The sequence below is a fragment of the Ruegeria sp. AD6 genome (genome assembly GCF_056542325.1).
This window is the reverse complement of record NZ_JBQFZQ010000037.1, coordinates 1-560: the sequence shown is the minus strand read 5'-3', so window position 1 is coordinate 560 and position 560 is coordinate 1. Positions and strand designations below refer to the sequence as shown.

Sequence of the window (560 nt, the reverse complement as noted above, 5' to 3'; positions counted from 1 at the left end):
CAACTCAGGCAATTTTGCAACCGCACGCTCCGCAAAGAATGCGTGGATCAACCCTTTGCGCTGATCCGAGGCCATCAGGTCCATGAATAATTCCCGTTCGCGTGCCAAACCGGATGCAAAATCCTCGGCCTCGCAACTGGCTTGTATTGCCCGCACTGCAATCGCAGGCGACAGTTGGCCCCGGCCCTTCTTCAGCACCGCGTTATAGGCCGCATCAAAATCGATTGGGGCGGGCCGGGCCATATCGCAAACAGGACGCCGAGGTGCATCAGTTGCAAGCAGCTCTCTGACATAGGCCAGGCCGATCTCGCGCGGATCACCATCCTGAACTTTGTCCAGCACACCCATCTCAAGCGCTTCTGGAGCTCGGACGTGCCGCCCCGTCGTGATCATGTCCAATGCAGCCTCGGCTCCGGCAACACGCGGCAAGCGCTGGGTGCCGCCAGCGCCAGGAATGATACCAAGATTAACCTCGGGCAACCCCACCTTCGCAGACGGCACGGCAACGCGATAATGACAGGATAAGGCAACCTCAAGCCCACCACCAAGCGCGGTTCCAT

The 560-nt window shown here is 59.5% G+C and carries 1 protein-coding gene; it reads right to left on the bottom strand.

Annotated features, from left to right (window positions below; translation table 11 throughout):
- On the bottom strand, window positions 1-560 hold a 560-nt coding region (locus tag ACR0KJ_RS19450), incomplete at both ends, for an enoyl-CoA hydratase-related protein (RefSeq protein ID WP_480627461.1).